23 protein-coding genes and 1 riboswitch are annotated in these 25870 nt (G+C 61.4%); of the genes, 15 read left to right on the top strand and 8 right to left on the bottom strand.

Going from position 1 to position 25870, the window contains the following annotated elements:
• Positions 1 to 44: 44 nt before the first annotated feature.
• Both AWR36_RS06835 and AWR36_RS06830 read left to right on the top strand, forming a co-directional pair.
• A complete protein-coding gene (locus AWR36_RS06835) occupies positions 45 to 2288 on the top strand; it encodes a heavy metal translocating P-type ATPase (RefSeq protein ID WP_067083017.1) in 2244 nt (747 codons plus the stop codon).
• A complete protein-coding gene (locus AWR36_RS06830) occupies positions 2288 to 2662 on the top strand; it encodes a cupredoxin domain-containing protein (RefSeq protein ID WP_067083014.1) in 375 nt (124 codons plus the stop codon). The genes AWR36_RS06835 and AWR36_RS06830 overlap by 1 nt, the downstream gene beginning before the upstream one ends.
• A gap of 48 nt (positions 2663 to 2710) precedes the next feature.
• Here AWR36_RS06830 and AWR36_RS06825 read toward each other — a convergent pair whose 3' ends face one another.
• Positions 2711 to 3442: a PepSY domain-containing protein gene (locus AWR36_RS06825; protein ID WP_067083012.1), complete on the bottom strand. Its 732-nt coding sequence runs from the start codon at positions 3440 to 3442 to the stop codon at positions 2711 to 2713.
• Positions 3439 to 4176 carry a hypothetical protein gene (locus AWR36_RS06820; protein WP_067083009.1) on the bottom strand — a complete coding sequence of 246 codons (738 nt, stop codon included), beginning with the start codon at positions 4174 to 4176 and terminating at the stop codon, positions 3439 to 3441. The genes AWR36_RS06825 and AWR36_RS06820 overlap by 4 nt, the downstream gene beginning before the upstream one ends.
• Before the next feature lie 233 nt (positions 4177 to 4409).
• Between AWR36_RS06820 and ppk2 the strand changes: the two genes are divergently transcribed.
• The 9 genes from ppk2 to AWR36_RS06775 all read left to right on the top strand — a co-directional run bounded on the left by ppk2 (position 4410) and on the right by AWR36_RS06775 (position 13497).
• Positions 4410 to 5183, top strand: a complete 774-nt coding sequence (gene ppk2, locus AWR36_RS06815; RefSeq protein WP_067083004.1) for a polyphosphate kinase 2 — start codon at positions 4410 to 4412, stop codon at positions 5181 to 5183.
• Between the two features lie 115 nt (positions 5184 to 5298).
• Positions 5299 to 5757: a hypothetical protein gene (locus AWR36_RS06810; protein WP_067083001.1), complete on the top strand. Its 459-nt coding sequence runs from the start codon at positions 5299 to 5301 to the stop codon at positions 5755 to 5757.
• 104 nt (positions 5758 to 5861) lie between these two features.
• Positions 5862 to 7256, top strand: a complete 1395-nt coding sequence (gene radA / locus AWR36_RS06805) for a DNA repair protein RadA (RefSeq protein WP_067082997.1) — start codon at positions 5862 to 5864, stop codon at positions 7254 to 7256.
• On the top strand, positions 7246 to 8097 hold the full coding sequence (locus tag AWR36_RS06800; protein ID WP_067082993.1) for an ABC transporter substrate-binding protein: 852 nt from the start codon (positions 7246 to 7248) through the stop codon (positions 8095 to 8097). Before radA ends, AWR36_RS06800 begins: the two co-directional genes overlap by 11 nt.
• Complete coding sequence (locus tag AWR36_RS06795; RefSeq protein WP_067082989.1) at positions 8087 to 9082, top strand: FecCD family ABC transporter permease; 996 nt, start codon at positions 8087 to 8089, stop codon at positions 9080 to 9082. Before AWR36_RS06800 ends, AWR36_RS06795 begins: the two co-directional genes overlap by 11 nt.
• Positions 9082 to 9849 (top strand): ABC transporter ATP-binding protein, encoded by a 768-nt coding sequence (locus AWR36_RS06790; RefSeq protein WP_067082985.1) that lies wholly within the window; start codon positions 9082 to 9084, stop codon positions 9847 to 9849. The genes AWR36_RS06795 and AWR36_RS06790 overlap by 1 nt, the downstream gene beginning before the upstream one ends.
• Positions 9850 to 9941: 92 nt before the next feature.
• Positions 9942 to 10105, top strand: a riboswitch (cobalamin riboswitch).
• A gap of 127 nt (positions 10106 to 10232) precedes the next feature.
• A complete protein-coding gene (locus AWR36_RS06785; protein ID WP_176491107.1) occupies positions 10233 to 12086 on the top strand; it encodes a TonB-dependent receptor plug domain-containing protein in 1854 nt (617 codons plus the stop codon).
• Between the two features lie 109 nt (positions 12087 to 12195).
• Entirely contained in the window at positions 12196 to 12834 is a 639-nt protein-coding gene (gene cobO, locus AWR36_RS06780) for a cob(I)yrinic acid a,c-diamide adenosyltransferase (RefSeq protein WP_067083961.1), read from the top strand.
• A gap of 45 nt (positions 12835 to 12879) precedes the next feature.
• The gene (locus tag AWR36_RS06775) at positions 12880 to 13497 is read left to right on the top strand and encodes a class I SAM-dependent methyltransferase (RefSeq protein ID WP_067082983.1); all 618 of its coding nucleotides are present in this window, start codon (positions 12880 to 12882) and stop codon (positions 13495 to 13497) included.
• A 34-nt stretch (positions 13498 to 13531) separates the two neighbouring features.
• On the opposite strand, the gene AWR36_RS06770 is transcribed toward AWR36_RS06775, so the two are convergent.
• Positions 13532 to 14569 carry an AraC family transcriptional regulator gene (locus AWR36_RS06770; protein ID WP_067082980.1) on the bottom strand — a complete coding sequence of 346 codons (1038 nt, stop codon included), beginning with the start codon at positions 14567 to 14569 and terminating at the stop codon, positions 13532 to 13534.
• A gap of 520 nt (positions 14570 to 15089) precedes the next feature.
• On the bottom strand, positions 15090 to 15824 hold the full coding sequence (locus AWR36_RS06765; protein WP_067082977.1) for an OmpW/AlkL family protein: 735 nt from the start codon (positions 15822 to 15824) through the stop codon (positions 15090 to 15092).
• Between the two features lie 163 nt (positions 15825 to 15987).
• On the opposite strand from AWR36_RS06765, the gene AWR36_RS06760 reads away from it, so the two are divergent.
• Complete coding sequence (locus AWR36_RS06760) at positions 15988 to 16689, top strand: glutamine amidotransferase-related protein (protein WP_067082974.1); 702 nt, start codon at positions 15988 to 15990, stop codon at positions 16687 to 16689.
• 65 nt (positions 16690 to 16754) lie between these two features.
• Here AWR36_RS06760 and AWR36_RS06755 read toward each other — a convergent pair whose 3' ends face one another.
• Positions 16755 to 17303: a thioredoxin family protein gene (locus AWR36_RS06755; protein ID WP_067082971.1), complete on the bottom strand. Its 549-nt coding sequence runs from the start codon at positions 17301 to 17303 to the stop codon at positions 16755 to 16757.
• 63 nt (positions 17304 to 17366) lie between these two features.
• On the bottom strand, positions 17367 to 18353 hold the full coding sequence (locus AWR36_RS06750; RefSeq protein WP_067082968.1) for a questin oxidase family protein: 987 nt from the start codon (positions 18351 to 18353) through the stop codon (positions 17367 to 17369).
• 201 nt (positions 18354 to 18554) lie between these two features.
• Between AWR36_RS06750 and AWR36_RS06745 the strand changes: the two genes are divergently transcribed.
• A complete protein-coding gene (locus AWR36_RS06745) occupies positions 18555 to 19772 on the top strand; it encodes a methyltransferase (protein WP_067082965.1) in 1218 nt (405 codons plus the stop codon).
• 24 nt (positions 19773 to 19796) lie between these two features.
• Here AWR36_RS06745 and AWR36_RS06740 read toward each other — a convergent pair whose 3' ends face one another.
• Positions 19797 to 21527, bottom strand: coding sequence for an ATP-binding protein (locus tag AWR36_RS06740; protein WP_067082962.1), 1731 nt, complete (start codon positions 21525 to 21527; stop codon positions 19797 to 19799).
• A 353-nt stretch (positions 21528 to 21880) separates the two neighbouring features.
• Entirely contained in the window at positions 21881 to 23545 is a 1665-nt protein-coding gene (ettA, locus tag AWR36_RS06735; RefSeq protein WP_067082959.1) for an energy-dependent translational throttle protein EttA, read from the bottom strand.
• Between the two features lie 178 nt (positions 23546 to 23723).
• On the opposite strand from ettA, the gene AWR36_RS06730 reads away from it, so the two are divergent.
• Both AWR36_RS06730 and mmsB read left to right on the top strand, forming a co-directional pair.
• On the top strand, positions 23724 to 24830 hold the full coding sequence (locus tag AWR36_RS06730; RefSeq protein ID WP_067082956.1) for an enoyl-CoA hydratase/isomerase family protein: 1107 nt from the start codon (positions 23724 to 23726) through the stop codon (positions 24828 to 24830).
• Positions 24712 to 25797 (top strand): 3-hydroxyisobutyrate dehydrogenase, encoded by a 1086-nt coding sequence (mmsB, locus tag AWR36_RS06725; protein ID WP_255353972.1) that lies wholly within the window; start codon positions 24712 to 24714, stop codon positions 25795 to 25797. Before AWR36_RS06730 ends, mmsB begins: the two co-directional genes overlap by 119 nt.
• The last annotated feature ends 73 nt before the right edge of the window (positions 25798 to 25870 follow it).

Below are 25870 nucleotides of genomic sequence, written 5' to 3'. Positions count from 1 at the left end.
TTTTGGCGTTATCCTTCAGATCCACACAAGGATTCGGAGAGGGCATGTCTGAGGCCAAGCAAACTTTTCTTCTTGAAGGCGCCTCCTGTGCCGGATGTGTGCGCAAGATTGAAGGCGCGCTGGCGGCAGTAGCCGGCGTGGAGGATGCGCGGGTCAATCTCGCCGACAAGACACTGATCGTGCACGGCGAGGCCTCGCCGGAAGCCTGTGTTGCTGCGGTGGAGAATGCGGGCTATGGCGCGCAACCGGTGCGTGTCAGCGAACGCGAGCGCCGGGAGCAACAGCGAGCCGAGGAGCACCGCCATTACCGCGATCTGCTGAAGCGCTGTGCTATCGCCCTGGGACTGGGTATTCCCCTTATGGCCTGGGGGCTTCTGGGGGGTGAAATGATGGTCAGCTCCCCCGGCCAACAACTGGCATGGGGTGTTGTGGGGCTCCTGACCCTGGCAGTGCTCATTTATTGCGGGGGGCATTTCTTTACCGGCGCCTGGAGGGCGTTTCTCCACCACAACGCCAATATGGATACCCTGGTGGCACTGGGCACCGGTACCGCCTGGGCTTTCTCCATGCTGGTGGTGATCGCTCCACAGTTGCTGCCGGAGGCGGCGCGCCACGTCTACTTCGAGGCCAGCGCCATGATCATCGGCCTGATCAACCTGGGGCAGGCGCTGGAATTGCGAGCCCGCGGTCGCACCAGTGCGGCGGTAGAAAAGCTTCTTGATCTTCAGGACCCCACCGCGCGGGTAGTGCGCGACGGACAGGAACAGGACCTGCCGCTGGAGCAGGTTGTGGTGGGGGACCTGGTCCGGGTTCGTCCCGGTGAAAAGATCCCGGTGGATGGCACCGTTGAAGACGGCAGCAGCCTGGTGGACGAATCCATGCTCAGCGGGGAGCCGCTGCCAGTGAAAAAGGCGGAGGGGGATTTCCTTTCTGCCGGTACCCTCAACAAAAACGGCACGCTGCTGTTTCGGGCCGAAAAGGTGGGGGCGGAAACCCGGTTGGCGCAAATCATCGAGATGGTGAAAAACGCCCAGAGTTCGCGGGTACCCATTGCGCGACTCGCCGATAAAATTTCCTCGATCTTTGTGCCGACCGTCATGATTATCGCGGTGCTGGCGGCGCTGGTGTGGTTCAACTTCGGTCCTGATCCCCGCACCGCTCACACTCTGGTGGTGCTCACTTCTGTACTGATCATCGCCTGCCCCTGCGCTCTCGGCCTGGCCACGCCCATGTCCGTGATGGTGGGGGTGGGCAAAGGGGCCGAATACGGCGTGCTGATCCGCAACGGCAAGGCGCTCCAGCAGGCCAGTGGGCTCGATACCCTGGTAGTGGACAAGACCGGCACCCTGACCGAGGGCGCCCCGCGCCTGACCAGCATCGAGACTGATGCGGCTTTTGCTGGTAGTGAAAAAGACCTGCTGCAACTGCTGGCCAGCCTGGAGCAGGGCTCTGAGCACCCGCTGGCGGAAGCGGTGCTGTCCGCAGCACGGGAACAAGACCTGACACTGCTGGAAACCAGGGACTTCGAGGCAATCACGGCCCACGGTGTCAGCGGTGTGGTCAACGGCAGAAAGTTGTTGCTTGGCAATCGCAAGTTGATGGCGCGGGAAAGCATCGACATTGGTGAATGGCAGGCGAGGGTGCGGGAGCTCGGGGAGAAAGGCAGCACCGCAATGTATGCGGCCGTCGATAACAAAATGGCCGGTGTGATTGCGGTAGCCGATCCGTTGCGGGAGGACGCTGCTTCAGCAATTGCGCGATTGCAAAAGCTGGGCCTCCAGATTCACATGCTCACTGGTGACAACGAGGGCACGGCCAACGCGGTGGCGCGTCAGCTGGGGATCGATAGCGTTCACGCGGAACTGCAGCCGGAAGACAAGGAGCGCATCGTCGGCGAGCTGCAGGACGGGGGTGCCCATGTCGGCATGGCCGGCGATGGCATCAACGATGCGCCCGCACTGGCGCGGGCCGAAGTGGGCTTTGCCATTGGTGCCGGTACTGACGTGGCTATCGAAACCGCAGATGTGACCCTGATGCGTTCGTCGCTGCAGGGAGTGGCCGATGCGATCGAGCTGTCCCGGGGCACCCTGCGCAATATCAAGCAGAACCTGTTCGGGGCCTTTATTTACAACGTCTTGGGGATTCCCATTGCCGCCGGCGTCCTCTATCCATTCACCGGCGCACTGCTGAGCCCCGTGATTGCCGGCGCGGCCATGGCCTTTTCCTCGGTGACCGTGGTGAGTAATGCGAACCGGCTGCGCTGGTTCAAACCGGAGGAGACTGCCTGATGCTGACACTGATAGTGAATCTTGCCGGATTGTTATTGATCGCGGCCATCGTATGGTGGTTCTGGTTAACCGGACGCACTGGTGATGCGGCTGCCGCCGGCCCGGTTCCCGCAACCTCCGTGGAAATCCTGGTGAAAGACGGCGTTTACGACCCGGACCACATCACCCTGCCCGCCGGTAGCGCGGCCACCTTGCAGTTTCGCCGGGAGGATCCCAGCCCCTGTGCGGAGTATGTGCTTTTCCCGGATTTGGAGGTCAGTGCGCAACTGGCGGTGCATGAGGTGACCGAGGTGCAGCTGCCGGCGGCGGGGCCGGGCAAATATCCGTTTACCTGCCAGATGCAGATGTACCGCGGGCTACTGGAAATAAAATAGCGGTGGCTGCCGGCGGTTTCTGCAGGGAGCTACCGGGCTGGTCCCCCGCTAAGCGGTTTGCGCGGCGGCGCGTTTGTTTCGCCTCGCAGCACGCAGGCGGGACACCAAGCGCACGAGCATATACACCCCGGAAAGCACCAGCCACAGGCTGGCAAACCCCACCAGGATGATCAGGGGATTGTTGAAGTTGTCACGCCCCCGGTAGTCCATGGTGTGCAGCATCCAGAAGAAGTCGAACAGTCGCCAGGTGTCGGTGCGGCGCTCCAGGATCTGGCCGTCTTCCACCGACAGGTACAGTGAGGTACCGAACTCATCATCCGCGTTCACCCGCCAGAGGGGACCGGTATGCTTGCGGGTCTCAAGGGTAGGGGCTTCCAGTCGGATCGGGCTGCCAAGCAGCCGCTCATCACCGGCGTAGTCCCTGGCTGCGACCCTCGCGGCCATCTCAGCGTCGATCTCGAACAGGAAACCACTGCGGGCGTCGCGTAGCTCGATATAGCGGGCCGTTTCAATGCGATACAGCGGCCGCCCCAGCTGGTGGGTGAGTTCAATGCTGAGCACGGTGTCGGCAGGGTAGCGGGCGGCCATGGCCTCGTGGCCGAGCAGCGCCCTGGGGGCCATCAGGCTCTTTGCCTGCGGTTCTTCGGCCACCAGATGCCGACCGCTAACCAGTCTGGGGTCGAGCAGGCTGAATACCAGGCCGCTGATGAGCCACACCAGCAACTGCAGCCCGACCAGGAGCCCAAGCCACTTGTGTACGCGGGCGACAATACGAATCACGCGGCTGCCCTCCTGCGTACTCTTCCCCTGCGCGCCCTTTTCCCGCGGACGAGGCGAAAGCTGTAGGGCAGCAACGCTGCACCACTTAGAACCCCCACAAGACTGGAGAGGATCAACAGGCGTAACACCGGGTTGGTCACGTCGGCGCGCTCGTCATAATCCATGATGTGCAACATCCAGAAGAAGTCGAAAGCCCGCCAGTAGTCGTGGCGCCGTGTGATCAGCGTTCCGGTATCCGGATCGATGTAAAAGCTCGTGCCAAAGCGATCATCGAAATCGATGCGCCAGACCGGCAGTATCCTCGCGGGAATTTCCGTAGGTGGGTTTTCGGTAATCAGGCGCGTGCTGGTCACCATTCCCTCACCCGCGTAGAAGTGCCGGGCCAGTTGGGATGCGCGTGGGGCATCGATGGTCGGCGCTTTGTTGCCGGTAAATGCGTCGTACAGGTGCTCGCCCTGGCTGTTTTGCATAATGTAAAACGGTTGCCCCTGAATCGCTTTCAGTTTCACTGATTTCACCCCGTCGCTCCGGCTGATCAACTGGGCGGTGGGGTAGAGTGGCCGGGAGAACTCGGGCAGGGGCTCGCGCAGGTTCCGCACCAGGTGGTCGCCGTGGATAAAGTCCAGGTTCACCACCACCATATAAAAGCCACTGGCGACCCAGAGTAGGGCCTGCAGGCCAATGGCGAGGAAAATCCACTGGTGGAGTTTTCTGAGGCGGGATGCCAGCTTCATGGTTGCTCTCTGGATGAATCGGGCACGGGCGCGTGGCGCCTATTGAAACGATCATACCCCTCGCGCGGCGCGATGTGAAAAGTCATGCCGGGGCAGCCGTAACGTGATCAGAAGGTGATGCATTCATCGCAGAGGGAGGCTAGCGGGAGCTATAGTCAGGCTGGTAGGGGCAATGCCGCGGAGGTCTGCTTGGGCGTTGCCGTGTGAGTCCGTGGATACCGTAGGTGAAAAGGATGGCAAAACGGAAGGGCGGGGGCGGCAATTACAAGGAAGAGTTGCGTCACCTGCAAATTGAGCTGGTCAAGCTGCAGCGACACCTGATTGCCTGCGATCTGCAGATCCTGATTCTCTTCGAGGGCCGCGACGCGGCCGGCAAGGACGGCACCATCAAGCGTATTGTGGAGCACCTGAGCCCACGGGAGACCCGGGTGGTGGCGCTGGGCAAGCCCTCGGATCGCGATCGCAACAGCTGGTACTTTCAGCGCTATGTGCCACATCTGCCATCGAAGCAGGAGATGGTGCTGTTCAATCGCAGCTGGTACAACCGCGCCGGTGTGGAGCGGGTGATGGGCTTCTGCAGCGACCACGAATACCGGGAGTTCATGGCGTCAGTGGTGCCCTTCGAACGCATGTTGGCCAGCTCCGGCATCCAGATCATCAAGTACTACCTGGACATCGATCGGGAAGAGCAGAAAGCGCGGATCGAGGCGCGCCATACGGATCCGCTCAAGCAGTGGAAGATCAGCCCCATCGATGAGACGGCCGTATCACACTGGGATGAGTACAGCATTGCCCGCAATGAGATGTTTGCCAAAAGCCACAGTGAATTGGTGCCCTGGTATGTGGTGAGGGCGAATGACAAAAAAACGGCACGGCTCAACGTCATCAGGCACCTGTTGGCCACCGTCGAGTGCCCCGAGCACGACAGGCGGGAGGATCTGCCGGATTCCGACATTGTCTTTCCCTACGATGGCCGGCACCTGCTGAGCGGCAAAATCGCCCCCTGACAACGGTTGAAATTTTCCTCTGCACCATCAGGTCTGGTGTACGGGCAGTTCAATGGTCGCCGGACACCGGTCGGTCATCGAGCTGCAAACCAGAGTTTGGCGAACGGAGGGTTTTATGCAAGCGCAGACACTCAGCGATGTTATTCAGCAGACCGGCAGGCTGCACCGCAACCTGGCTTCCGAGCTGCGCAGTGGCAGTCCCGCGGGAGCGGGTGAGCGCATCGACCTGCTGCGTGAGTATCTGGCGCAAAGTGAAGGCAATCTATCGCGGCTGGTGGAGGCCCATGGGCGCGATGCCGCCGACCGGGCGCTCAACACCTGGTGTTATGAATACTTGCGCTCGCATTCCATCGACAGGATGGCGCAGCGCTTTTCCGCGGGCGAGGTGGAAACCGATGAGGGCCTCCTGCAAGAGGTAGTGGGCATTCACGGTGAGCTGGTGGCACTTTTCCAGAGGCTGCACGCCAAGGCCGATACGGAACCAACCCGGGCACTGCTGCATGACATCCGTGAGCTGGAGGAGAGTGAGACCCGGCGCATGGCGCAGGGGGCCAACCGCCTGCACGAGTTGTAAGCCTGCGGAGGGGCACACGGGGCGGTGTCTGCAGCGCGACGGGCTGGTAGACTGTGCGGCGATTGTGACCCGTCCCGTAAGAACGTCGAACCGGAGGAGCTCCCTTGGCCGCCAAACGCAAAACCGCCTATGTCTGCAATGAGTGCGGGGCTGATTACAGCAAGTGGGCCGGCCAGTGCAGTGCCTGTGGTACCTGGAACAGCCTGAGCGAGGTGCGCCTGGGCACCGAACACAAGGACAGCCGTGCGGCCAACTTCACCGATGCCCAGGCGGGTTATGCGGGCGCCGCCGGCGCCGGCAAGGTACAGAAGCTCTCCGAAATCGACCTGAGCGAGCTGCCCCGTATCCCCACCAACGCCGGGGAGCTGGATCGGGTCCTGGGCGGCGGCCTGGTGCCCGGTTCCGTGGTCCTGATCGGCGGCCACCCGGGCGCCGGCAAGTCCACCATTCTGCTGCAGACCCTCTGCCATCTCTCCCAGCAGATGCCGGCCCTCTACATCACCGGTGAGGAATCCCTGCAACAGGTGGCCATGCGGGCCAGGCGCCTGGGGCTGCCTGCAGACCAGCTGCAGATGCTCTCCGAGACTGATGTGGAGCGTATCTGCCATATCGCCAAGGAGGTCCAGCCCAGGGTGATGGTGGTGGACTCCATCCAGGTGATGCACATGAGTGAGGTGCAGTCCGCACCGGGCTCGGTGGCCCAGGTGCGCGAGAGCGCCGCTTACCTGACCCGTTATGCCAAGCAGACCGGAACCGCGCTGATTCTGGTCGGCCACGTTACCAAGGACGGCAGCCTCGCCGGCCCCAAGGTACTGGAACACATTATCGATTGCTCCATTCTGCTGGAGGGCACTCACGATTCCCGCTTTCGCACCCTGCGCGCCCACAAGAATCGCTTTGGCGCAGTCAACGAGCTCGGTGTCTTTGCCATGACCGAGCAGGGCCTCAAGGAGGTCTCCAATCCCTCCGCGATTTTCCTGCAGCGGGCCGAGGAAGTGGCGGCCGGCTCGGTGGTGACCTCGGTGTGGGAGGGCACGCGCCCGCTGCTGGTGGAGCTGCAGGCCCTGGTGGACGACAGCAGTCTGGGCAACCCGCGCCGAGTCGCCGTGGGCCTGGACCAGAACCGGCTGAATATGTTGCTCGCAGTGTTGCACCGCCACGGTGGCGTGCTGGTGGGTGACCAGGATGTATTCATCAATGTGGTGGGTGGGGTCAAGGTCATGGAGACCAGCGCCGACCTGACGCTGTTGCTGGCGGTGGTATCCAGCTTCCGCAACCGATCGCTGCCTCGGGACCTGATGGTGTTCGGTGAGGTGGGCCTGGCCGGTGAAATCCGCCCGGTACCCTCCGGCCAGGAGCGCCTGCGCGAAGCGGCCAAGCACGGTTTCCGCAAGGCCATCGTACCCGCCGCCAATCGCCTAAAGAACGATATCGATGGCATGGAAATGGTGCCGGTGAAGACGCTGGCGGAGGCGCTGGCGGCCATCGATGCCGCCTGAGGACTCTGTCGACAGGGCCCCCGCGCGCGCGACTCGCTGGCTGGGCCTGTTGGTATTGCTTGCCGCCATGCCGGTGGCAGCGGCTGAGCGGATCGCATCACTGAATCTGTGTCTCGACCAGCTGCTGCTGGACTGGGTAGACCACCGGCGCATCGTGTCGGTGACCTGGCTCTCCGCCAACGAACACTATCGCCGCGCGCCCCTGCCGGATCACGTAACCCTGAATCGCGGACGGGCCGAGGAGCTGCTGAGCCTCTCCCCGGACCTGGTCCTGGCGGGGCAATTCGGTGCCGGTCGTGCAGCGGCGCGCCTGCAGGAACTGGGGATGCGGGTAGTGATCATCCCCGACGCCTACAACCTGGCGCAGCTGCAAGAGCAGCTGCAAGCGCTGGGGACTGAGCTGGGTGAGAGTGCCGAGCTACTCCACCAGGCCCGTCGGCTGGAGCGTATCCTGCAGCAGCCGGTTCCGGGCGAGCCGGTTTCCGCGATGATCCTGTCGGCCAACAACATCACTTACGGCAGCGGCATGCTGGAGCACGAATTACTGGAGCGCGCGGGTTTTCGCAACCTAGCGGCGGGGACTGCTGAAGGTGCAGGTGAGCAACTGCGGCGGGTGATGTTGGAGGAGGTGATTGCCGCAGAGCCGCAATTGCTGGTGCTTTACGGTGGGGAGCAGGCTTTCGCCCTCGCACACCTGGCCGCTCGCCATCCGGTCATTCGCCGCTATGTGGATAGCGGCCGCGTGTTCACACTGCCGGCGGAACTGGGTTTCTGCCCCGCGCTGGTGGCTGCAGACGTTTTGGAAGCCCTCAAACAGAAGCGAGAGAGCCTTGTTCGATAACAATAAGATCGCGCTAGGTCTGCTGGCGGGCGCACTGCCACTGGCGCTGGTCGCGGCGCTGCTGAGTGGCCCGGTGAATATCGACTTTGCCGCAGCACTGCAGCAGGGCTGGCGCAGCGAAAACAGCGATGCCGTCATTCTGTGGCAGTTGCGCCTGCCGCGGGCACTGCTGGCAATTCTGGTGGGCGCCGCCCTGGGCATGGGCGGGGCTGCCATGCAGGGCATGTTACGCAACCCCCTGGCGGAGCCGGCGCTGCTCGGGGTGAGCAGTGGTGCAGCGCTCGCGGCCATCCTGCTGCTGTATTACGGCCTCGCCTGGCAGTCCGGCTGGTGGCTGCCGCTGCTCGCCATTGGCGGTGCTTTTATTGCGGTGCTCAGTGTCTGGCTGCTGGCGGGCCGGGGTGCCAGTGCCAGTCGCCTGGTGCTGGCCGGTGTAGCCATCAACGCCTTTCTGTCAGCGCTGATGGCACTGGCCCTCAACTATGCGCCCAGCATGTTTGCCATGCAGGAAATTGTTTTCTGGCTCCTGGGTTCTCTGGCCAACCGCGGTTGGGATCAGTTGCTACTGGCACTGCCTTTTATTCTGGCGGGCGGGTTGCTGTTGTTTGCCAGCCGCAACTACCTGCGGGCTTTGACCCTGGGGGAGGCCACGGCGGTATCGCTGGGGTTCGGCGGGCGACGTTATCCCCTGGCGCTGCTGCTGGGTATCGCCGCGGCGGTGGGCGCTGCGGTGGCGGTCGCCGGCACGATCGGATTTATCGGCCTGGTAGTACCACACCTGGTGCGGCCGCTGGTGCGTCAGGACCCGGCGCGGCTGCTCTGGGCCAGTGCTTTATGTGGTGCTCTGCTGTTGTTGATGGCTGACATCTTTGTGCTGAATTTTGTCGGCGCGCAGGAGTTGCGCATCGGCGCCGTAACGGCATTCCTGGGGGCACCTTTTTTCTTCTGGCTGATTGTCAGCGCGCGCAGGGGAGGGGCACTGTAATGACGCTTTCCGCCGATGTGACCTGCCGCGAACTTGGTCTCCTGCGCCACGGCCAGCGGGTACTGGACGATATCACCTGTGCCTTCCGGCCGGGAGAGCTGACCGCGGTGGTGGGCCCCAATGGGGCCGGCAAGAGTAGCCTGCTGCAGGTGCTGGCCGGTGTGCTGGATGCCTCGGGCGGTACGGTTTCCATCAATGAGCAGCCGTCGCAAAGTATTCCCGCCGCGGAGCGTGCACGTCTCTGTGCCTTTCTGCCGCAATCCGAGCTGCCGTCCTGGAGTGTCAGTGGTGCGGATCTGGTGGCGCTGGGACTGTTGCCATGGGGGCGGGTACCCGATCGCGACGAGCGAGTGCGCACGGCCCTGGAGCGGGTGGATGGAAAAGACTTTGCCCAGAGGCCTGTCACCCAGCTCTCCGGAGGCGAGTTGCGCCGGGTGCAGCTGGCAAGATTACTGGTGGGGCAGGCCCCGCTCTTGATCGCGGATGAACCCACTGCAGCGCTGGATATTCGCCATCAATTACAGCTGTTGCAGACACTGCGCGGCATTGCCGACAGTGGAAAGACCGTGGTCCTGGCGCTGCACGACCTCTCGCTGGCGGCACGGTATTGCGATCGCGTGCTGTTGCTTGAAGGCGGCCGCCTGCGCGCCCAGGGTACGCCCCGGGACGTTTTTACTCCCGCCATGATCGGTGAGGTTTATGGTGTCAGCTGTGAATTTCGCTGGCGCGATGGCGAAGCGGAATTTGTGGTTTTTGATTTGATCTGATTTCCGGCAGAATTGCCGCGCTGCAACACCTCAGAAAATTATTGAGCCGGCATTTCACCTCTTTGGCCGGGTCATCGCTCCCCCGGCCTGATATACTCCCCCGCGCTTTGGGTGCCCAGTAGTGCAATTGCACTTGGCTGGGTTAAACGGGAAGTCCGGTGACGTCTATCGACCAGTCCGGCGCTGCCCCCGCAACGGTGAGCCAATTCATTGAATTGAAGGCAAGCCCGATACCGGCCCTCAGCAAGTTCGAGGATAAAGCGGAGGGCTTTGTCTGGTCTGTGCGCTTCTCACTGCCATCTTTCAGATGGTTGTCTTTTCGCGTGCTGATTGCACTCACCCTCCCTCAATCCGTCTTCTTTTTCGAGATTGGGGAACCTACTGTGAATAAAATCCTTTATGCGACGGCAATAACTGCCGCAATCGCACCCGCCGCTGCCGCTACGTCTGCAGAGCCGCTGGAGCAGCTTTCCGTTACCGCCAGTCGCACGGAAATTCCCAAAGCGGAATTGGGCGTGTCCGTGAGCGTCCTGACGAGAGTTGATATCGAACGGCTCGGTTACGCGAGTCTGCTCGATGTGATTCGCACCCTGCCCGGTGTTTCCGTGAGCAACAATGGTGGACCCGGCAAGGTCAGCGCGGTCTACCTGCGCGGCGAGAGCCAGTTCAGAACCCTGGTCTTGCTGGATGGTGTGAATATCGCCGATCCGGCCAATACCCAGGTGGCGGCGCAATTTCAGCATATTCGTGCCCGTGACATTGAACGGGTGGAAGTGCTGCGGGGGCCGCAGGGCATGATGTACGGCGCCGGTGCCGGCGGTGTGATCAATATCATTACCCGCCGGGCGAATGAACCACTGGAAATCGAAGCCGCCATCGAGGCCGGTCGCCACGACACCCGGCAGGGTAGTGTCAGGGTTGCCGGCAAAGGCGAGCGGCTGCATTACGCTGTCGATCTGGCACAGCACGATAGCGCGGGATTCAATAGTCGCGAGAGCGACACTGACGGTGAGCGGGATGGCTATTACAACCAGTCTGCCAGTGCCCGGCTGAACTTTGTTGCGAGCGATGCCCTCAACCTGGAGGCCCAGTTGCGCCACCAGGACGCGGAGACTGAATTCGATAGTTGCTACAGTGGATTCCTAACTTCCAACGATTGCCTCGACCTATTTACTCAGCAGAGCGTGCGCCTCGCAGCGCAATATCGCCAGGGGCAAACGGACCAGGAGTTCGCTGCCTCTCGACAGGAAATTGATCGCGATAGTCTCAGTGAGGGAGTAAGCAGCTTTGCCGTCAACGGCCGGATTGACGAGCTGAATTATCTGGGCCACACGACACTGGCTGCCGGTGAGTTCTCCTGGGGTGCTGAATTTGAACAGCAGGGTTATCGCGGCAGTGCCAGCGCCCTTGCCCTGGACAGTATTGGCGTCTTTGGTGAGTGGCGCGGTGAGTTTGCCGGGGCTCTGTTCTACACCGTCGGGGTACGCCGGGACCAGCTGGAGAATGAAGACCACAGCACCTGGCGGGCGACACTGGGCTACCCGATGTCGCTCCCTGACGGTGGCGAGTTCAAGTTGCGAGGCAGTGTCGGCACCGGTTTTCGCGCCCCCAGTCCCTTTGAGGTGGCTTACAACCTGGCTGAGGGAGTAGCACCCCTGGGGCCGGAGCGCAGCCGCGGAATCGAAGTGGGGGCGGAGTACCGTCGGGCACAGGGACTGCGCGCCGAGCTGGTCCTGTTCCAGCAGCGGGTAACCGATACCATTGTTTACGACTACAGCCTCGGCACGAGCGGCTGGGGTGCCTATGGTCAGGATGACGGGGAGAGCGAATCCAGCGGCGCGGAGCTGTCGCTGGCGGGCGCTTTGGGAGCGCAGCTGGAGTGGAACTTCAGCGGTACCTGGCTGGATGCCACGGATTCCAGCGGTGAGCAGCGGTTGCTGGTTCCACAGCGGGTATTCAACCTGGGTTTAGCCCATGACCTGCTTGATGGTCGCCTGACGCTGGGCGGCAACTGGCAGCGGGTGGAAGACCGGATTAGCCCCCCGTCGAACTGGGGGGCTGCCAGTGAGCGCCTGGATGATTACAGCAAGCTGGATCTCAATGCCCGCTACCGGTGGTCTGAAGCGCTGCTGCTGAGTCTGCGCGGCGAGAATGTGCTGAACACGGACTACCGCGAAGTCGCCGGTTATAACACCACCGGCGCTGCGCTGTACGCCGGTTTCGAAGTCCGGCTGTGACAGAAGCCCGCTGCAGCGTAAGCTGCGGCGGGCTTCTGATGCATCGACACGCACGACTTTCCCGTAAGAATGCCGCGTGAAAAAAACCGGGAAGAACTGGAGTGAAGCAATGAGGAAATCCGAACAGGAAGGACAATCACAGGAAAAGCAGGCGCGTCATAAAACCCGCATGGAGCAGCGGAAGAAAATTGTCGATGAGGGGGTTGCCCGCGCGCTGACGGAGCGCGGTATCGTCCTGCTCTACACCGGCGATGGCAAGGGTAAGACCACTGCGGCAGTGGGCACTGTGACCCGCGCACTGGGTTATGGCTACAGTGCCTTTGTGGCTCAGTTCATCAAAGGGGCCTGGGACTGCGGCGAGAAAAATCTGCTGGAGCAGCTACCCGCCGACCAGTTTCCGCTGCAGTGGCACCAGATGGGAACAGATTTCACCTGGGAAACCCAAGATTTCGAGGCCGACAAAGCGGCGGCGGAAAATCTGTGGGAAAAGGTAAAGGCAGCGCTGACCGACGACAGTGTCTATCTGGTGGTGCTCGACGAGCTGACCTATGCCCTCAACTATCGTTGGCTGGATCGTGATGAAGTGATGGCGGCTATCGAGGGACGGCCACCAGAACAGACGGTGATTATCACCGGTCGCGGGGCCAAACAGTATCTGCGCGATCTGGCGGATACGGTCACTGAGATGCGTCCCCTGAAACATGCCTTCGAGGCCGGCATTGCGGCACGTCGCGGGATTGAGTGGTAGCCTCTCCTGCACAACATCCAAAATACTTAGCAGGAGGAGCACAGCATGGGCTTTTACAGCGAGCACTGCCTACCCCGGTTGCTGGACTTCGCCTGCGGCATGGGGCCAATTGAGGAGCAGCGACGGCGGGTGGTACCGGCGGCGCAGGGGCGGGTGCTGGAAGTCGGCCTGGGCTCGGGGCTCAACCTGCCTTTCTATGATGCCGCGCGGGTGGAGTTCGTCTGGGGCCTTGAGCCCTCTGCGGGGATGCGCGCGCGGGCGGCGCGGCGGGTGGCAGATGCCGGGGTGCCCGTGCGCTGGCTGGATCTGCCCAGCGAGGAGATACCCCTCGAGGACGACAGTGTCGACACGGTACTCCTCACTTACACCCTGTGTACCATTCCCGACTGGCAGCGGGCCCTCGAAGAGATGCGGCGGGTGCTGAAGCCGGGGGGTGTGCTGTTGTTCTCCGAGCACGGCGCAGCGCCAGATGAGGGGGTTCGGCACTGGCAGGACCGCATCAACCCACTCTGGCGGCGTGCCTTTGGCGGTTGCAACCTGAACCGGCCGGTACCCCGCCTGCTGGAGAATGGCGGCTTTCGCCTGCGGGAACTGGAGAGCGACTACCTGCTGTCGCCACGGTTTGCGGGCTTCAACTACTGGGGTGTCGCCACCAGCCGCTGAGTGACATGGTATCCGGCAGGCAGCAGCCGATCAGTCAGCCCTGAAGGCACACGTCATGATGTTTCGCTGCTTGGGACAGCTCCCGTCGCTTTTGCAGTGGGGTGCAGTCATACCAGCGGCGGCAGGCGCGGTTGAAAGAGCTCTGCTCCCGGTAGCCCAGTAGTCCTGCCACCTGAGTCATCGGCATATCTGAGTTCGCCAGGTAGCCATCGGCCAGTTCGCGGCGAATGTTGTCCAGCACCTCCTCAAACACAACTCCCTGCTCCGCCAGGCGGCGCTGCAAAGTGCGCTTGTTGAGCCCCAGGAAACCGGCAATTTCCAGCAGGCTGCAGCGCTGAGCGGGCAGCAGCTGGTGAATCAGGTGAGTGACCTGCTGGATCACCGGCAGCGAGCCGTCGAGAGTGACGCTGTCGATGAACATTTTCTTGGGTAGCTGCAGCTCCGCTCGTTCCTGATCCAGCGGGCTGGAGAGGTGTTCCGGGGCCAGTACCAGTGCATCGCAGTCACTTCCAAAGCGCACTTCGGTCTGGAAGAACTCCTGATAGCGTCCGTGGGGCAGGGGCCCGGCGGCGCGCATCACGAGCGCTGCGGCGCGAAAGTCGGCGCCGCACACCATCTGCAGAGAGTTCTGCGTGACTCCCAGAGCCAGTTCCAGTGCCTGGCGAGTCTTCTTCAGGCTCGGATCGAAGGAGAAAGCGACCTTGGCGCCACCCGTGCGCGGGCAGGGCAGCAGCTTGAGGTTCAAACCCGGCGAATATTGATGCAGGTAGTCTGTCAGGCTCTCCAGAGCCTCGCCCACGGTCCCTGCCTCCAGCGCAATAGCTGCCATCGGACCAAGGATGGTGGGCCCCTGGCGCTGGGAGAGCTGCAGCCCGAAGTCAGAGCAGTTCAGCGTGTCCGCGGCGAGCTCGAGCGCTGCCACCTGGGCTGTAAGAGGGATGAATCCCTCCAGACTGCGTGCCTTGTCGGGATCAATCCTGCTGCGGCGCAGCAGTGCATCCGGGTCGCCACCAAGTTCTCTGGCCAATTCCTGGTAGCCGGTCAGGGAGGAGGTTCTGATAAGCAGTGTCATGACTTTTTCGCTGGTTCCATTCTCAAAATACGCACGTGAGAGCCACAGCGATGAACGCTGGGAATCAGGGAAGAGCGAATTGCGGGAATCCAACCGGTGCCGCCGAGAACCTCAGCGTGCAGAAAGGGAGTCATGTACCAACCTCCAGAAAACAACACAGACTGCTGCCGATCTATGTCCAGAATGAACCATGCTTATGCGAATAGGGCATAAGCGTTGAAGGGCGGCAATCCTAATAACTTTTCTGGCGTTTGTTTTGGCACTACGCGACACGGTTCACCGGTCACGGGGCGGTGCGAAAGGCCGGATTGGAAAAGTTTCCCCTTAAAGCGTGGAGGCTAAGAACAAAGGTGTGGCCTGGAGTGGTTAAACTTTAATCGCGTCAGGAATGGCAGGCAGTGTTAGAACGAAATTTTTTGTAACTTTTTGTCCCGGCGCAGCAACTTTATGTAGTTTTTCTGCCAGGTGTGCAACAGGGGGTGTTTTTTCCCCCTGTATGCGCAATGGATGTGCTGTTCCTTCAGAATCGATAGCCGATACCGACCGTGTACACCCAGGGGTCGATATCCACGTCGGCCTTGATGCGACTGACCCCGGACGCCGTAGGAAAGCGAATGGAGGCATCGGTATCCAGGTCCAGGTACCAGAGTGCCGCGTTGAACAACCACTGATTGCCCCGCCCCAGTTCCATGTCGACGCCGAGTTCACCGGCCAGGCCCCAGGAAGAATCCAGGTCCAGGCTGGCGCCTCTGGTTGCACCCAGCACACTGCTGAAATAGTCATTCGCAGTCCGCGAGATATTCTCGTCCATAAAGGTGGTGTAGTTCACCCCTAGGCCCACATAGGGCTGGATCCAGGATTCGACACAGACCGGGAACCACTGCAGTGTCACCGTTGGCGGCAGATGCTCGATATCCCCCAGTGACACCTTGCCCAGCGCCGGCCCTCCTTCCGGGTTCGGCAGGCCGCGTACATCGAGGTCGTGCTCAAATGGCAGGGCGGCCAGTAATCCCACACCCCAGTGGTCCGCGAACAGCCAGGTGCCAGTGAAGGTGGCGCTCTGCCCGCTATCCACATAGACGCGGGTGTCCTCCAGCGCAGTGCCGTCGAGGCGAATCCAGCTGGAGTCATCATTAGGGTTCACTTCCCCATATCCGATTCGCACGATGAAGTCGCCACCGCGATGCTCCGCAGCGGCTGTTGCAGCGGTGAATATTGCGACGAGCAGAAGGAGACAGGAGAGGGCTGGCTTCATTGGATTCGCTCCATGAAAAGGTGGGATTCCTGATTTGAGTCTAGACCCTCCCGGGGGCCACAAGAGGACCGGGGCGTCTACTCGCCATACCGCTCTGGGGGGCTGAAACGCGCCTGGAATATGCCATAATCCGCGCACTCTGCAGTCAACCAGCGGTGGAATAATGAAAATAGGTGTGTTGAAAACCGACGACGTACGCAAGGAACTGGTGGGAGAGTTCGGCGAATATCCGGAGATGTTTGCCGATCTGCTGCGCGCCCAGGATCCGACCCTGGAATTCGTGACCTACGAGGTCCAGCGCGGGCATTACCCCGAGGATATCGATGAGGTGGATGCCTACCTCATGACCGGTAGCAAAACCGGTGTCTACGAGGACAAAGAGTGGATCCCGCCGCTGATGGATTTCGTGCGCAAGCTGCACGACAAGAAGAAGCCCACCATCGGTATCTGCTTCGGTCATCAGCTGATTGCCGAAGCGCTGGGGGGAAAGACCCGCAAATCTGGCAAGGGCTGGGGCATTGGTGTGCACAGCTACGAGATGCAGGAGATGCCGGCCTGGATGTCCGAACCCCGCGACGGCTTCAGTCTGCTGGTGAGTCACCAGGATCAGGTGGAAGAGCTACCGGAAGGTGCCAGAGTGCTGGCGGCCAGCGACTTCTGCCCCCACGCCATGGTGCAGGTGGACGACCACATCCTCACCATGCAGGCCCATCCGGAATTCACCAAGCCCTACTCCAACAGCCTGATGGAGCTGCGAGGCGAGGTGTTTGGCGAGGAGCTGGTGGAGAAAGGCAAAGCGTCCCTGCAAAACGACATCCACGAGAGTGCGGTCGCCAGGTGGATGCTGGAGTTCCTGCGCCGTTGATAAGCAGGTGTCCAAAGTCGAGAGCGGCCTCTGCCGCTCTCGCTAGCGAATGACATACCCCCCTCCTACTTCCACTTGATGTTACAGCCCACCGAGGGCTTCTGATTCTCAACTGGTTTTTTTCCCGCCAACACCAGGTCTGTCGCTGCGCGTAGATCTTTGCCGTTGATCGGTTCGTCATTGCCCGGCCGGCTATCATCGAACTGCCCGCGATAAACGAGTCGGCGCTCTGCGTCGAACAGAAAGAAATCCGGTGTGCAGGCAGCGCCGAAGGCTCTCGCAACTTCCTGGCTCTCGTCCACCAGATACGGAAAGACATAGCCCCGCGCTGCGATTTCCTCCTGCATCTTGTCCGGGCTGTCGTCCGGATAATTAGCGTAATCGTTGCTGTTGATGGCAATGACGGTGAGTCCGGCCTCTTGATACTCCCGCGCAAACTCCGAGAACTCCGCTGCCAGATGCTTCACGAACGGGCAGTGATTGCAGATGAAGGCCACCAGCACCGGCCCTCTGGGCAGGTCTTTGCTGCTCAGCGGGGTGCCGGAGGCATCCGGCAGGGAGAAGGAGGGCATCGATGTACCCAGGGGAGTCATGTTGGATGGAGTCAGTGCCATGGATCGGGAGCTCTCTCGTCTTTGGGGGTTCGCTAACTGAAGTGCTTCTGCTGTGGCCAGGCCCTAATTGAGGACGGTCATCTCCGCCGCCGCGCGGTAGTCGTCGTTGCCGTAATGCTCCGCTTCCCGCCAGCAGCTATAGCAGAGCTTGATGACGTGGTCGTCGTCACTGCGGCAGGCCTGCTTGAGCAGCGTGTCCCACTCCGGCCTATTGGACTGGGGTTGATCGGGTTCGCCAATATCCTTGGGGCCGGTGCTCAAGTAGGCAATCACCAGAGCCCGCCAGAAATATCTCAGCGCCACTTCAGGTTCCGGACAATAGGGCAATACCAGCCTTAGCGCATGGCAGCCGGTGATACCGTGTAACAGAGTGAAGTCACCGGTGCCGCGGTAGGCTGCTAGCGCTACCTCGGCGATGTCCTGCAGGCCCAACAGCTCTGGTTGGATTGCTGTTTCCTGCCAGCCCTCCTGTCGGCTTACGGCTGCCATATGGTCACTGATATTGCCTGGTGCGAGGGAAATCAGCGGGTATCGCTCTGCGACTATGGCCGGTATTTCGGCGGCTGCAACGGACAGTCGCTCTTCGCTGGCAGGCAGTTCCCGATATTCCATATTCCAGTAGGCAAGGCCGGTGGCAACCTCCTGCAGGTGACCGGCATCGATACCGTAGGCGGTGCGGATCAGCCCGTGAAACGCAGCGGTACCGATGGATGGCAGAAGGGGGGGCAGCTCCCTGCGCAGGCACTCGGTCATGCCGTGCTGGCGCAGCTGGTTCTGGTAGTAGACCAGGGCGCTGGGGAAGCGCGCTTCATTGTTGCGCAGGTCGGCGATACTCTCGCCACTTTCGAGCTGCTCAGCGGGCTCTAGCTGTGGGCGCTCCAGGTGCAGGGCGGAGCGGTCGAAGGCGTCTTGCAGTTGTTCACGGCTGGCGCCCATTTTGTCCAGTGCAATCAGCACCATCGGCAGGTGATTGGCGAGACGGTCCCCGTAGCGCACGTGGTAATCACTCGCAGCCTCCAGAAGTTCGACACAGTAGCGGCTGATGCTCATGGCGGGTTCCCTCCGCAGCCTTGAGTTTTGGGCAGTCGATAGGGCTCCAGTGTATGCCCTCGCGCCCCGGTAAGCCATGGCTTCGATCACTGTAGAGTAAGAGTGTCGAGCAATGAAGTTGAGTGGGATACTCGCTGTGAGCGGTGGACGGGTAAAATAGAATCCTGTAAAGCGCTCCGGGTATTCGGGGCAGAGGTATCGATGGGGCAGACAGCGAGAGACTCTCAAGCGCAGGCGCTACTGCGACAATTCCGGCAGCTGGATGCGCTGTTGGCCGCCGGTGCGCATTGGTGGCAGGTGCGCCCCTTCCATCACCGTGGCTATTGCTGGCAGGGCAGTCACCCGCAGCTGTGCGAGACGCTGGATGCCCTCCCGGATGCGGAGCTCCTGAGCCTGCAGCGTGATCCGGTGGCGGCCGTGCGCTGGCTGTCCCCCTGGATCGCGGAAGGCGGGCAATTGCAGGCGCTCTGTGCACTGCCGCGCCTCTCTACCCGTGAAGTCTCCCCACCCGAGCGACTCGATCACGGTATCCCCGGGCGCAAGTGGCAGCAGATCCTCGCCTTTGCTGGTTGCCTCGCCCCAAGTTCTGCCCCATTGCTGGAGTGGTGCGCGGGCAAGGGGCATCTGGGCCGTTTGCTGGCCGCGTTGGATCAGCGGCCGGTCACCAGCCTGGAATGGCAATCCCGCCTCTGTGAAGAGGGCGAGACGTTGGCCCGGCGATTGGCAATACCAATGCGCTTTGTGCACTGTGATGCCTTTTCTTCCGATGCCTCCGGATGGGTCAGGCCCGGCGGCCACGCCGTGGCCCTGCACGCCTGCGGCGACCTGCACACCACCCTGATGCAACACTGGGCAGAAAACGGCGGCGCGCAGCTGGCATTGTCCCCCTGTTGTTATCACCTGATCCGCTCAGAGGAGTACGTACCGATGTCGCAGGCCGGTGGAATGGCGGCAGTGCGTCTCGGCAGGGAAGACCTGCAACTGCCGCTGCAGGAAACGGTGACCGCGGGGGCTGGCGTACGCCGACTCAGGGAGAGCGAGTTGCACTGGCGACTGGCCTTCGATGAGCTGCAGCGGGAGATCCGCGGTGAAGACCACTATTTGCCGGTGCCCAATATCCGCAAGAGCCTGTTAAAGGGGAGCTTCTCGGAGTTTGCCCGCTGGGCCGCAGCGCGAAAGGAACTGGAGCTGCCGGCGGTCATCGACGAGCAACGCTGGCTGGCTCGCGGCCTGCAGCGGCTGCGTCAGGTGCGACGCATGGAGTTGGTAACCCATGTATTCCGCCGGCCGTTGGAGTTGTGGCTGGTTCTCGACCGGGCACTGTTTCTCTGCGAATCCGGTGCGCAGGTTGAGCTGGGAGAATTCTGTGATCGCGAGCTTACACCGCGTAACATCCTGGTTCTCGCGAAGCGCCATTAGTGCTCAGCCGCAACTCCCAGCACGTCAGCTCTCGTCGTTCGCATCCAGCACCGCGACAGGCTCGCGAAGCTGCCTGTCTATGGCAGCTGCCAGCTGTGGCAAGCTGACCGGTTTGCTCAGGTAGTCGTTCATCCCCGCTTGCAAAGCCGCTGCTCTCTGCTCGCTGAAAGCGGCGGCTGACAGCCCGATGATCGGTATATTACTGATGGCCGGGTGTTTGCGAATTTGTTCGGTGGCTTCCAGGCCATTGAGACCGGGCAGCTGGACATCCATGAAGATCAAGTCAGGCTGGATCTCCAGCACCCGCTCGATGCCAGTGCGCCCGTCGGACACGAAAACTGCATCAAGCTCCAGATCATCACAGAAGGCCTGCATCAGAGCCTGGTTGAGAGGATTGTCCTCGAAAATGACTGCCCGTTTACCCTGCAGAAGGCCCGATGACATGGATAGCTCGGTGGTGCCGGGGGTCACTGCCTTGCCCTCTCGCAGGGGCAGGCTGACGCGGAAGCGGGTACCGACGTTTTCCTGGCTCACCAGGTAAATTTCACCGCCGAGCAGTTGTACCAGGCTGCGGGTTATTGGAAGGCCCAGGCCGGTACCCCGTGACTGTCCGTCGGTTGATTTATCGACCTGTTCGAACGGCTCAAAGATGATCGCCTGTTGCTCAGGCGGGATACCGATTCCCTTGTCGGCAATCTCGATGGTGAATTCCCTGTCGGAGAGGCGCTCCAGTCTGATGTCGATTGACGAATTGGATGGTGAAAATTTTATCGCGTTGCCAATGAGGTTGATGAGAACCTGCGATAGCTTGCCCCTGTCCGTACGGATGAATGCCGGGAGCTCCGGGTCTAACTTCCAGTCAAATGTGATGTTGTGGCGGCTCGCCAGAACTTCACAGGAGACGAGGATACACTCCAGCAGCCGGCGTAGATGAAAGTCCTCCTCGCTTGCCTCGATCTTGCCCGCCTCGATACGGGAGATGTCCAGTACATCGTTGACCAGCTCTGCCAGCCGTTGGCCGCTGATGTCGATTTTGTGCAGGAATTCATGAAAATCCGCAGGCAGCTGCATTTCCCTGCTGCGGTTGCGCAGTACCTCGCTGAATCCAACGATCGCATTTAGCGGCGTGCGGATTTCGTGACTCATGTTGGTGAGGAACTGGGTCTTGGAGCGACTGAAAAATTCTGCCCGCTCCTTCGCCTGTACCAGTTCTCGCTCCAGTGCCTTTCGCTCGGAAATATCCAGTATCACACCGATCAACCCGCCAAGCCGCCCATCTTCCAGCTCATAGGCGCCTTTATGGAAGATGACGTCGTGCAGGCTGCCGTCAGCGTAGACCACAGAGGATTCATAGACCTGGTGACCGCGTTCGCGCATCAACTCAAGGTCTTTCTCGTGGTAAACACTGGCTTGGGGCCCGGGGGAAACCCCATAAACCGAGCGGCCGACGATCTCCTCGCGGGGCTTGCCCAGGAATGCCTCGAATGCGCGGTTGCATCCGGTGTAAATTCCCTCGGCATTTTTGTAGAAAATCGGCGCGGGGATGGAATCGATGAGAGTCTGCAAAAACTGCAGGTGATCAGTAAGGGCTTTGCGGGCAGCTTCCTGCTCCGCAAGTTGTTGCAGGTGCTGGTGGTAAATGCGTTGCTGTTGGCGCAGCGCGAAGTAAAAGCCGCCACCGGCCACAAGGCCCATCAGTAAGATTCTGAACGTGGGAACCAGCCACCCCGGCTCCTGGGGCAGATAGGCAGGCATGCCCCACTCGGCGAGGCCAAAAAGGACTATTGCGGCGACTACAAAGAGTGGCCCGAAAACAAGTCGGGTACGATGCAAGGGGCAACCACTCCTGTGTTGGGGGGCGTGCGCAGGTTGATTTTTGTACCACCCGGTAACCCTACCCAAACTCAATAATCCCTGCAATGCGGCAGACAGTGCGCTGACAGCATCCCGATTTTGCTGGCGCCTAAACCCTCTGTCCGGTGCGCAGATACTTTGATTGGTGTTAGCGATCGGCCGGAGGCAGCTCTGGGCGCGCTTGAAGGGCGAGAAAGCGAAAAAGCAGAGGATAAAAAGAAGCCCGCAGTGTGCGGGCTTCCAGGGGAGGTGACTTAAGTCTTCAGCTTTTTGTAGTGTATGCGGTGCGGCGCCGCATCTTCACCTTTACGCTGGACGAAGTCCTCGTGGTACTCGGTGTAGTTACCCTCGAAGAACACCACGTTGCTGTCGCCTTCGTAGGCCAGGATGTGAGTCGCTACCCGGTCCAGGAACCAGCGATCGTGCGAGATCACCATGGCACAGCCGGGGAAGCTCAGCAGGGCCTCTTCGAGTGCGCGCAGGGTTTCGATATCCAGGTCATTGGACGGTTCGTCCAGCAGCAGTACGTTGGCGCCCTGCTTGAGGGTGTAGGCCAGGTGCAGGCGGCCGCGCTCACCACCGGACAACTCGCCCACGCGCTTCTGCTGATCGGAACCCTTGAAGTTGAAACGGCCGATATAGTTGCGCGAGCCCACTTCATAGTTGTTGATCTTGAGCATGTCGTGACCGTCGGACACGGCTTCCCACACGGTCTTGTTGTCGTCCAGGTTTTCGCGGCTCTGGTCGACGCTGGCGATCTGTACGGTTTCACCGATCTTGATCTCACCGGAATCCGGCTTTTCGGTGCCATTGATCATACGGAACAGGGTGGACTTACCCGCGCCGTTACCACCGACGATACCGACAATGGCACCTTTCGGTACACGGAAGGACAGGTCGTCGATCAGTACGCGATCGCCGAAGGCTTTGCTCACATTGACCAGTTCGATCACGTTGTCGCCGAGGCGCTCGCCGGGCGGAATGTAGATCTCGTTGGTCTCGTTGCGGGCCTGGAATTCCTGCGACTGCATTTCTTCCAGTCGGGACAGGCGGGCCTTGTTCTTGGACTGGCGGCCTTTCGGATTCTGGCGGGCCCACTCCAGTTCTTTCTGCATCGCCTTGGCACGGGCCTGTTCACCCTTCTGCTCCTGCTCCAGGCGCTTCTCTTTCTGTTCCAGCCAGGTGGTGTAGTTACCTTCCCAGGGAATGCCGTGGCCGCGGTCCAGTTCCAGGATCCAGCCGGCGACGTTGTCGAGGAAGTAGCGGTCGTGGGTGATGGCCACCACAGTGCCGTCGAAATCGTGCAGGAAGCGTTCGAGCCAGTACACGCTCTCTGCGTCGAGGTGGTTGGTGGGCTCGTCCAGCAGCAGCATGTCCGGGCGGGACAGCAGCAGGCGGCACAGGGCCACACGGCGCTTCTCACCACCGGACAGGTTGTTTACATCGGCATCCCACGGCGGCAGGCGCAGGGCGTCGGCGGCCACTTCCAGGCGGTGCTCCAGGTTGTGGGCGTCCCAGGCCTGGATCACGTCTTCATATTGTTGCTGCTTCTTGGCCAGGGCATCGAAGTCGGCGTCGGGCTCGGCGTAGTCGGCATAGACCTGTTCCAGGCCGGCCAGTGCATCGATGGCCTCGCGCATGCCGTCTTCGACGTTGCCGCGCACAGTCTTGGCCGGGTCCAGCTGCGGTTCCTGGGGCAGGTAGCCCACCTTGATGCCGGGCATGGCGCGGGCTTCGCCGTTATAGTCCTGGTCGACACCGGCCATAATGCGCAGCAGGGTGGATTTACCGGCGCCGTTCAGGCCCAGCACGCCGATCTTGGCACCGGGGAAAAAGGACAGGGAGATGTCCTTGAGGATTTCGCGTTTGGGCGGCACTACCTTGCCCACCCGATTCATGGTGTATACGTATTCAGCCATTGATAGGGGTTCCGTATAAGAAGACGGTTGGAATCGCTCAGATTTTGCGCGCAACTTATCAGGTTGCGGGAAAAGTGCAACCGGCCCCGTCCGGCCCCGGACTATGGTGCCCGGCTGACGGCGGGGGCTATGTATGTTTAACTCTTCTGCCCGCCACAGCAGAGAATAATGAAGAGCGATGGATCAGGATTCCCCCGTACTGTTTTCCCGCCGCGGCGCGATGGCGCTGGCGACCCTCAACCTGCCCAAGGCGCTCAACGCGCTGAACCTGGAGATGATCAAACTGCTGGACCGGCAGCTGCAGGAGTGGGCAGAGGATGACAGCGTCGCCTGTGTCTGGATCGAGGGCAGCGGCGAAAAGGGCTTTTGCGCCGGTGGCGATGTGGTCTCCCTGTACAAGGCATCCAGCGCCTACGGCGAAGCGCCGCAAACCGACTACACCACCGAGTTCTTTTCCCGGGAATACCGCCTGGATTATCGCATTCACACTTACCCCAAGCCGGTCGTGGTCTGGGGGGGCGGTATTGTTATGGGTGGCGGTATCGGCATCATGGCCGGCGCCAGCCACCGTATTGTCACCGAGCGCACCCGCATGGCCATGCCGGAAGTGACAATTGGCCTGTTCCCGGATGTGGGCGGCAGCTGGTTCCTGAATCGCATGCCCGGTCGACTGGGATTGTTTCTCGGCCTGAGCGGGGCCCAGTTCAATGGCAGCGATGCCCTGTTTGCCGGGCTGGCCGACCGCCTGATCGCCGACAATGAGCGCCTGGCCACCCTCGATGTTCTGGCCGACCTACCGTTTACTCGAGAAGCTGCTGAAAATCACCGGCTTGTCAGTGACTGCCTGAAAGGCCAGGAGCTGCGCCAGGACCGACAGCCGGCATCCAATTTGCGCGCCCACTACGACCAGATCCAGGCGCTCACGGACTTTTCCACCCTGCCCGAGGTGTGCGACTCCATCACCGGCTATGACGGTGACGACGAGTGGCTGCAAAAGGCGGCCAAAACCCTCGCAGGGGGCTCTCCCCTGACTCCCTGGGTTGTCTGGGAGCAGCTGCGCCGTGGACGGCACCAGTCCCTGGCGGAGGTATTCCGCATGGAGCTGTCGCTGGCGGTGAACCTGTGTGCCAGCGGGCATTTCCGCGAAGGGGTGCGGGCGCTGCTGATTGACAAGGATCGCTCGCCCCAGTGGCAGCCGGCGAGCCTCAAAGACATCGAATGGAGAGAGGTGGAGCGCTGTTTCGCCACCCCCTGGCCGGGGGAGCACCCGCTGGCTGACCTTTAAACTCCATCACGCAGGCGTAGCTGCCGGAGAGAAGGAAGAAAAGAATAAAAGAACGAGGAGGAGCCTCATGGAAAAAATCGCATTTCTCGGCCTGGGCAATATGGGTGGCCCGATGGCCGCGAACCTGGTGAAGGCGGGTTTTACCGTAACCGCTTTCGATCCCGCCGAGCCGGCGCTGCAGCAAGCGCGGCAGAATGGTTGCGAAACGGTCGCCAGTGCGCACGATGCTGTTGGCGGTGCCGACGCCGTGATTTCAATGCTGCCCAGTGGCGCTATCGTCAAGGAGCTCTACCTGGGCGCGCGCGGCATCCTGCAGGCGCTGGACACCGACACGCTGGTGATCGACTGCTCCACCATCGCCGCCAGCGATGCCCGTCAGCTGATCGCTGCCGCCGGTGAACGGGGTATCCGTGCCATCGATGCCCCGGTCTCCGGCGGCACCGCGGCCGCCGCCGGCGCCAGCCTGTCCTTTATGTGCGGCGGCGAAGCGCCGGCGGTGGAGGCCGCACGCCCGGTGCTCGCGGCCATGGGGGCCAACATCTTTCATGCCGGGCCAGCGGGTTGCGGCCAGGTGGCCAAAATCTGCAATAACATGCTGCTGGCCATTCATATGATCGGCACCGCGGAAGCGCTGCAACTGGGCGTGGATAACGGCCTCGACCCCGGGGTGCTGTCCGATATCATGAAAGCCAGCTCCGGCGACAACTGGTCGCTGGACAAGTACAACCCCTATCCCGGGGTGATGGAGGGCGTGCCCGCCTCCCGTGATTACAGTGGCGGTTTCTCCGTGGCACTGATGCTGAAGGACCTGGGGCTGGCCATGGACACTGCCGCCGGTAGTGCCACCTCCACACCGCTGGGTGCCCTGGCCAAAAACCTGTACCAGCTGCACGGCGGCGATGAAGTCAATCGCCGGCTGGACTTCTCCAGTATCCAGAACCTGTTCCGCCGCCCCGCCGGGGACTGACTCTGCGGGGGCTTGATATGTATCAAGAGCCGCCCCGCCTCCCCCGCTTAGGCTTGCCGCATCGATTTACCAC

Source organism: Microbulbifer flavimaris (genome assembly GCF_001641755.2).
GTDB classification, from domain to species: Bacteria; Pseudomonadota; Gammaproteobacteria; order Pseudomonadales; family Cellvibrionaceae; genus Microbulbifer; species Microbulbifer flavimaris.
The sequence above is the reverse complement of the archived record's forward strand: the minus strand, read 5'-3'. Positions and strand labels throughout refer to the sequence as shown.